Genomic DNA, 7,025 nt, shown 5'->3' on the forward strand with positions numbered 1-7,025 from the left:
CCGAGGTCGAGCGCATCTTCTGCCGGCAGCTTCGCGGCGGCCGCGAAATGCGGCACGATGCCGAAGCCGCGCCAGCCGGTCCGTGCCTCGATCAGCCGGTAGCCGTCGTCAAAGAGCGTAGGATCGCCGCGAAACTTGTTGATGACGAAACCCGACACCATCGCCGCATCCGCGGCGTCGAGCACGGCCTGCGTCCCGATTATCTGTGCGATCACGCCGCCGCGGTCGATGTCGCCAACGAGCAAGACCGGCACGCCGCCCGCCCGCGCGAAGCCCATATTGGCAATGTCGCCCGAGCGCAGGTTCACCTCCGCCGGACTGCCCGCGCCCTCGACGATGACGAGGTCATGAGATGCACGTAACCGCGTGAAGCTTTCGAGCACTGGCGCCATCAGTGTCGGCTTCAGCGCCGCATAGTCCCTTGCGCGCACTGTCGTCAGCCGCCGTCCCTGCACCACCACCTGGGCGCCGGTGTCGGTTTCGGGCTTCAGCAGCACAGGGTTCATGTCGGTGTGCGGCTCCAACCCCGAGGCCAGCGCCTGCAACGCCTGCGCCCGCCCGATCTCGCCGCCATCCACGGTGACCGCCGCGTTGTTCGACATGTTCTGCGGCTTGAACGGCGCCACCGACAGCCCCCGCCGGCGCGCCGCCCGGCAGAGTCCGGCGACCAGCAGCGACTTGCCGACATTCGAGCCGCAGCCCTGGACCATCAGCGCGGTCACCGCCACACTCCACGGCCGGTCATGCGGTGCGCTCGGAAGCCCCCGGCGGGAGTATTTATTGCCACAATGAAATGCAGGACGCGCCGGATCGGCGCCAGGTTGGGGCATCCCGCCTCGGGCGGATTGCTCCGGGGAGACGGGATGCTTTCACTGTGGGCGGTCATTGGCGCTCCCGCCTGTACCGCACACCGAGCGTGAACCATTGTGTCTTTCATTGCGGTTAAAATACTCCGGGTGTCGGGGGGCGGCGCCCCCGGTCCTCAGCTCAGAACTCCACGCCCTTCTGGCCTTTGATCCCGGACCGGAACGGGTGCTTCACCAGCGTCATCTCGGTCACCAGATCGGCAATCTCGATCAGCTCCTCCTTGGCATTCCGCCCGGTCAGCACAACGTGGGTCATCGCCGGCTTCTCCTCCTTGAGGAACGCGACGACCTCGTCGACCGGCAGGTAGTCGTAGCGCAGCGCGATGTTGATCTCGTCGAGCAGGACCATCCGGTTACGCTCGTCCCGGATCAGATCCTTGGCCTTTTCCCAGCCGCGCCTGGCCGCGGCGATGTCGCGCTCCTTGTCCTGCGTCTCCCAGGTGAACCCTTCGCCCATGGCGAAGAACTGGCAGAGGTCGGCGAAGTGGCTCTCGATCAGGCGCCGCTCGCCAGTGTCCCAGGCGCCCTTGATGAACTGCACCACGGCGCAGGGCATCCCGTGGGCGATGCAGCGCAGGATCATGCCGAAACCGGAGGAACTCTTGCCCTTGCCCGCGCCGGTATGGACGATGATCAGGCCCTTCTCGCCCTCCTTGGTCGCCATGATCCGGTCGCGCGCGGCCTTCTTCTTCGCCATCTTCTGCGCATGGCGCGCTAGGTCATCCGCGGGGTCGGTCGTTTTTGGGTCGGTCATGGTCCCTTCCGTTGCTTGACAAGACAGGGCCTCATGCCTCAGGTGAGGCGGCGCTGGTTCCTGTCTTAGGGCAGGCGAAGAGGGAATGCGACCGGCTTTGCGACCCATCGGGGCGCGACGCCGAAGCGCAGCCGCCCCCGCGACCGTGACCGGAGAGGTCCCCCAAAGCCACTGGTGCGAACCGGGAAGGCGGGAGGGCCGCCGGGGGGTTCCCCTGGGAGCGCCCCGACATCCGCAAGCCGGGAGACCTGCCAGCGCGAGACGTGACGGCGGACGGGGGGTTCCGCGACCGGCTCGGGGCAGGCGCGCATGGGTGAGCCATTGCAACCCGCCCTTCGCAGGCGCCTCCCCCAAAAGGAAGGAATGACCCGAGTGCGCGTGACGCTTCATGTCTGCACGACCTGCACGGCGGGCCGCCCCGTCGCCGAGGGCGGTCAGGCCCCGGGCGCAAGGCTTCTTGCTGCGTTGCGCACCGCAGGCGCACCGGCCGGCGTTCGGATCGAGCCGGTCGAGTGTCTCTCCGCCTGCGATCACGGCTGCAACATCGCGCTGACGGGGCCGGGGCGTTGGTCCTATGTCTATCGCGGACTGGACCCCGACACGCATGTGGCCGACATCCTTGCCGGCGCGGCCGCCTATGCCGCCTCGCCTGATGGCCTCGTTCCCTGGCGCGAGCGCCCCGTGATCTTCCGCAAGCAGTCGCTTGCCCGCATCCCCCCGATGGAGAGCTGAATGGCAGACCTGAACAAGATCCCCGTCACCGTCATCACCGGCTTCCTCGGCTCGGGCAAGACGACGCTGATCCGCCACCTGATGCAGAACCCGCAAGGCAGGCGGCTCGCCGTGCTGGTGAACGAATTCGGCTCGGTCGGCGTGGACGGCGAGATCCTGAAATCCTGCGCCGACGAGAACTGTCCCGAGGAGAACATCGTCGAACTGGCCAACGGCTGCATCTGCTGCACCGTCGCCGACGATTTCATTCCGACGATCGAGGCCCTGATGGCGCGACCGGTGCGGCCCGACCACATCCTGATAGAGACGTCAGGCCTTGCGCTTCCGAAGCCGCTCCTGAAGGCCTTCGACTGGCCGGCGATCCGCTCGCGAATCACCGTGGACGGCGTCATCGCGCTGGCCGATGCCGAGGCGGTGGCGGCGGGCCGCTTTGCGCCCGACGTGGCGGCGGTCGAGGCGCAGCGCGCGGCCGACGACTCGCTTGACCACGAGACCCCGCTTTCCGAAGTCTTCGAGGATCAGATCGCCTGCGCAGACATCGTTCTTCTGACCAAGGCCGACCTGGCGGGTGAGGCGGGCATTGCCGCCGCGCGCGCCGTGGTGGAGGCCGAGGCGCCGCGAAGGCTGCCGATCCTCGCGATGGAGGAGGGGCGGATCGACCCGGCCGTAATTCTCGGTCTGAACGCTGCCGCAGAGGACGACCTGCATGCCCGTCCGTCGCATCACGACGGGGCCGACGACCACGAGCACGACGATTTCGACACGGTGGTGATCGAACTGCCGGAAGTCACCGATCCCGAGGCGTTGAAGCACGACATCGTGCGGCTTGCGCGTGAGCAGAACATCCTTCGCGTGAAGGGCTACGTGGCCGTCCGGGGCAAGCCGATGCGGATGCTCGTCCAGGCGGTGGGCGAACGTGTGCGCGCGCAGTACGACCGGCCCTGGGGTGATACGCCGCGGGCCACGCGGCTCATCGTCATCGGCGAGCACGACCATGTCGATCCGGTCGCCATCCATTCCGTACTCATGCCCGAAGCGCAGGAGGTCTGAGGGCCGCCGATGCATGTCATCTTCCGCGAGAGCCACGGGCTCGAGGAGACCGACACACCGACCGACCTCGGCCAGTCCCCGGCCGAGCTGGTGGTGCTGTCCTTCTCCGACAGCGACCTCGGCGCCTTCGCGGCCGGGTGGCAACGCGGCAAGGCATCATTGCCTACCCTCAGGCTCGCCAATCTCGTCGCGCTCCGCCATCCCCTGTCGGTCGATACCTATGTGGAACGGACGCTTTCCGGCGCGAAGGGCATCCTGATCCGGCTCATCGGCGGTGAAGGCTATTGGGCCTACGGGCTGGCGCAGGTGCAGGACCTCTGTCGCCGCAAGCGCATCGCGCTCGCCGTCCTGCCTGCCGACGGGCGCGAGGATGCTCGGCTCGACGCGCTGTCCACCCTGCCGGAATCGACCCTGCGAAGGCTCCAGACCCTTTGCGATGCCGGCGGTGCCGTCGCGGCCCAGGCCGCGCTGCAGCAGCTGGCGCTCGCCGCCGGCCTCTATGCCGGCCCGGTGGCCGGCGACAAGACCGTGCCCGCCTTCGGCTGGTACCTGCCCGGCAAGGGCGTCGTGCCAGGGCCCGAGGCGACCGGCCGCCCGCTCGCCGTCGTCACCTTCTACCGCAGCTACCTGACCTCGGCGGATACCGACCCGGTCGACAAGCTCATCGCGGCGTTGGAGGCGCGGGGTTTCGCCGCCATCGGCGCCTTCGCCACCTCGCTCAAGGACACGGCCGCCGCCGGCTGGCTCAGCGCCGAATTGGCGCGTCTGGGTCCTGCCGCCATCGTCAACGCTACCGCCTTTTCGGCGAAGGGGGCAGACGGCACCCCCTCGCCTCTCGACGCGCCCGGCTGCCCGGTCTTCCAGGTCGCGCTGTCCACCGCGCGGCGGCGCGACTGGGTGGCGGCGGATCGCGGCCTGTCACCTGCCGACCTTGCCATGCACGTCGTCCTGCCCGAGGTCGACGGCCGCCTCTTCGCCGGCGTGGCGAGCTTCAAGAGCCCGGCGCGCCGCGACCCCGACCTGCAATATTCCCGCTTCGCCCACCGTGCCGACGCCGACCGGATTGCCGCCATTGGCGACCGCGTCGCGGGCTGGCATCGTCTTGCAACAACCCCGGCGGAAGAGCGGAGGCTCGCCCTCGTCCTCTCGACCTATCCCGGCAAGTCGCATCAACTGGCCCACGCCGTCGGCCTCGACGCGCTGGCCTCGGCCGAGGAAATCCTCGCGTCGCTCGCCGCAGCGGGCCATACCGCGGGGCCAGGCGAAGACCTCGGGCATGCGCTGATGCAGGAAACCGTGGAATGGCCGGTATCGGCTTACGGAAACACTGTCTCGACGCTTCCTCCTGGACTCCGCGCCGCCCTTTTTTCCGCCTGGGGCGACCCGGTCCACGACCCTTCAGTGGCCGACAGTCATTTCCGCTTCCACGCCATCCGCCGGGGCCGCGCGCTCGTCGCGCTCCAGCCCGAGCGCGGCGAGGTGAAGACCCGCGCGGACGACTACCACGACCTTTCACGCACCCCGCGCCACGGATATGTCGCCTTCTACCTCTGGCTCAGGTCGCAGGGCCTTCATGCCCTCGTTCATATCGGCGCGCATGGCACGCTGGAATGGCTGCCCGGCAAGTCGGTGGCGCTGTCCGCGGAATGCTGGCCCGAGGCGCTGACCGGCGACCTGCCGGTCATCTACCCTTTCATCGTCAACGACCCCGGCGAGGCCGCGCAGGCCAAGCGCCGCATCGGTGCGGTCACCATCGGGCACCTGCCGCCGCCCTTGCTGGAAAGCGCGGTGCCGGAAGACCTCAACCGGCTTGAACGGCTTCTGGACGAATATTCCACCGCCGACGGGCTCGACCCCGGCCGCCGCGAACGGTTGATCGCCGCCATCCGCGACGAGGCGCGCGGACGCGGCGTGGAGGTCGATCTCGGCATCCCCGAGGACGCTTCGCCCGCCGAGGCGATCACCCGGATCGACCGCTTCGTCTGCGACATCAAGGAAAGCCGATACGGCGACGGGCTGCACATCTTCGGCACCGGTCAGTGCGGGAAGGAGGAGCGCGCGGGCCTGCTGGCCGCGCTGAACGGGCGGCGGGTGGAGGCCGGGCCATCGGGCTCGCCCTTCCGGGGGCGAAGCGACGTGCTGCCCACGGGCCGCAACCTTTACACCACCGATCCCCGCGCCGTGCCGTCGCGCGCCGCCCATGCGCAGGGCGTAAAGCTGGCCGAGGAGCTTTTGCGCCGCCACCTTCAGGACCACGGCGACTGGCCGCGATCGCTGGTCGTCGATCTCTGGGGCTCGGCCACGATGCGGACGGCGGGCGAGGAATTCGCCATGGCGCTGCACCTTGCCGGCCTTTCCCCGAAATGGGACGAGGGGTCGGAGCGGGTTTCGGGCTTCGAGGTGATCCCGCTCGCGCTGCTGCGCCGCCCACGGATTGACGTCACCTTGCGGGTTTCCGGACTGTTCAGAGACGTATTTCCCGGATTGGCCCAGCTCTTCGAAGCCGCCGCCACGGCGCTTGCCGGGCGCGACGAAGCAGCAGAGGACAACCCCTATCTCCGCTCCACCCCGCGCGTCTTCGGGCCGAAACCCGGCCTATACGGCCTCGCCATGGGCGAGGCCATCGAGGACTACGGACCGGAGGGGCAGCGGGCCGCCGGTGAGGCATGGCTTGCGGGCTCCGAATGGGCGATCGATGCTTCAGGCGTGGCGCATCCCGCCCGTGCGGCGCTGGAGGCGCAGGTGAAAGGCGCCGACGGCTTCGTCCATGTCCAGGACCTGACCGAGACCGACCTGCTACTGGCCTCAGACTATGCCGCGCATGAGGGCGGCTTTGCCGCCGCCGTCGCGCGGCTTGGCGGCGCGGTGCCTGCGCTCTATCACCTTGACGCGACCCGGCCCGACGATCCGCGCGCCCGCACCCTGCCCGAGGAAATCGCCCGCGTGGTCCGCGCCCGAGCGGCGAACCCGGCCTGGGCCGACGGGATGATGCGCCACGGCTTCCGAGGCGCGGCCGAGATCGCCGCGACGCTCGACCACATGGCGGCCTTCGCGCATCTCGCCCGCGCCGTGCCCGCGCACCTTTTCGATCTTTACCACGACGCGACGCTGGGCCGGGACGATCTCGTCGCCTTCATGGAACGCGAGAACCCCGGCGCGCTCGCCGCGCTCCGCGACCGCTTCGCCGCGCTGCGGGAGGCCGGGCTCTGGGTCACGCGCCGCAATTCGACCGCCATCGGGGCGGCACGATGAGCGCCCCGGTCATCCAGGGCTGGTGCCCCGGTGCCTTGCGCCCGATGATGTCGGGCGACGGCCTCGTGGTGCGGGTCCGCCCTCGCAACAACAGCCTGACCGCTTCTCAGGCAGAAGGGCTGGCAGCGGCCGCGATCCGCCATGGCAACGGCTATCTTAGCCTGTCGAACCGCGCCAATATCAACATTCGCGGCGTCACACCTAAATCTCACCCCGACCTGATCGCCGAACTGATGGCGCTCGATCTGGTCGATGAGAATGCCGAAAACGAAGCGCGGCGGAACATCCTCGTGAATCCCGTCCGTCCGCACTTTCTCGGCGACCCGGATCATTATCCGAACGTTCCGATTGCCGATGCGCTGGCCGATGCG

At 68.9% G+C, this 7,025-nt stretch carries 5 protein-coding genes, 1 pseudogene and 1 riboswitch; of the genes and pseudogenes, 4 read left to right on the forward strand and 2 right to left on the reverse strand.

The annotated features are described in order from the left end of the window. On the reverse strand, nucleotides 1-722 hold a 722-nt coding region (locus tag ACMUOO_RS15805), incomplete at its 3' end, for a cobyric acid synthase (RefSeq protein WP_413855711.1). A 265-nt stretch (nucleotides 723-987) separates the two neighbouring features. Continuing rightward, nucleotides 988-1,620 carry a cob(I)yrinic acid a,c-diamide adenosyltransferase gene (gene cobO / locus ACMUOO_RS15810; RefSeq protein WP_301920091.1) on the reverse strand — a complete coding sequence of 211 codons (633 nt, stop codon included), beginning with the start codon at nucleotides 1,618-1,620 and terminating at the stop codon, nucleotides 988-990. 37 nt (nucleotides 1,621-1,657) lie between these two features. After that, a riboswitch (cobalamin riboswitch) is annotated at nucleotides 1,658-1,891 on the forward strand. Between the two features lie 101 nt (nucleotides 1,892-1,992). On the opposite strand from cobO, the gene ACMUOO_RS15815 reads away from it, so the two are divergent. From ACMUOO_RS15815 to ACMUOO_RS15830, 4 genes and pseudogenes are all read left to right on the forward strand, one after another. Beyond that, entirely contained in the window at nucleotides 1,993-2,352 is a 360-nt protein-coding gene (locus tag ACMUOO_RS15815; RefSeq protein ID WP_301920104.1) for a DUF1636 domain-containing protein, read from the forward strand. Further along, nucleotides 2,353-3,402 (forward strand): cobalamin biosynthesis protein CobW, encoded by a 1,050-nt coding sequence (gene cobW / locus ACMUOO_RS15820; RefSeq protein ID WP_301920090.1) that lies wholly within the window; start codon nucleotides 2,353-2,355, stop codon nucleotides 3,400-3,402. A 9-nt stretch (nucleotides 3,403-3,411) separates the two neighbouring features. Next, a complete protein-coding gene (gene cobN / locus ACMUOO_RS15825; RefSeq protein WP_413855712.1) occupies nucleotides 3,412-6,654 on the forward strand; it encodes a cobaltochelatase subunit CobN in 3,243 nt (1,080 codons plus the stop codon). Continuing rightward, nucleotides 6,651-7,025: pseudogene (locus ACMUOO_RS15830) on the forward strand (precorrin-3B synthase); the annotation flags it as partial. The gene cobN and the pseudogene ACMUOO_RS15830, both read left to right, overlap by 4 nt.

This window comes from Albidovulum sp., from assembly GCF_041919395.1.
Taxonomy (GTDB): domain Bacteria; phylum Pseudomonadota; class Alphaproteobacteria; order Rhodobacterales; family Rhodobacteraceae; genus Albidovulum.

What these genes read in the sequence shown, in the direction of transcription:
- cobW (WP_301920090.1), top strand. Translation starts at nt 2,353, where the DNA reads ATGGCAGACCTGAACAAGATCCCCGTCACCGTCATCACCGGCTTCCTC.
- cobO (WP_301920091.1), bottom strand. Translation starts at nt 1,620, where the DNA reads ATGACCGACCCAAAAACGACCGACCCCGCGGATGACCTAGCGCGCCAT.
- cobN (WP_413855712.1), top strand. Translation starts at nt 3,412, where the DNA reads ATGCATGTCATCTTCCGCGAGAGCCACGGGCTCGAGGAGACCGACACA.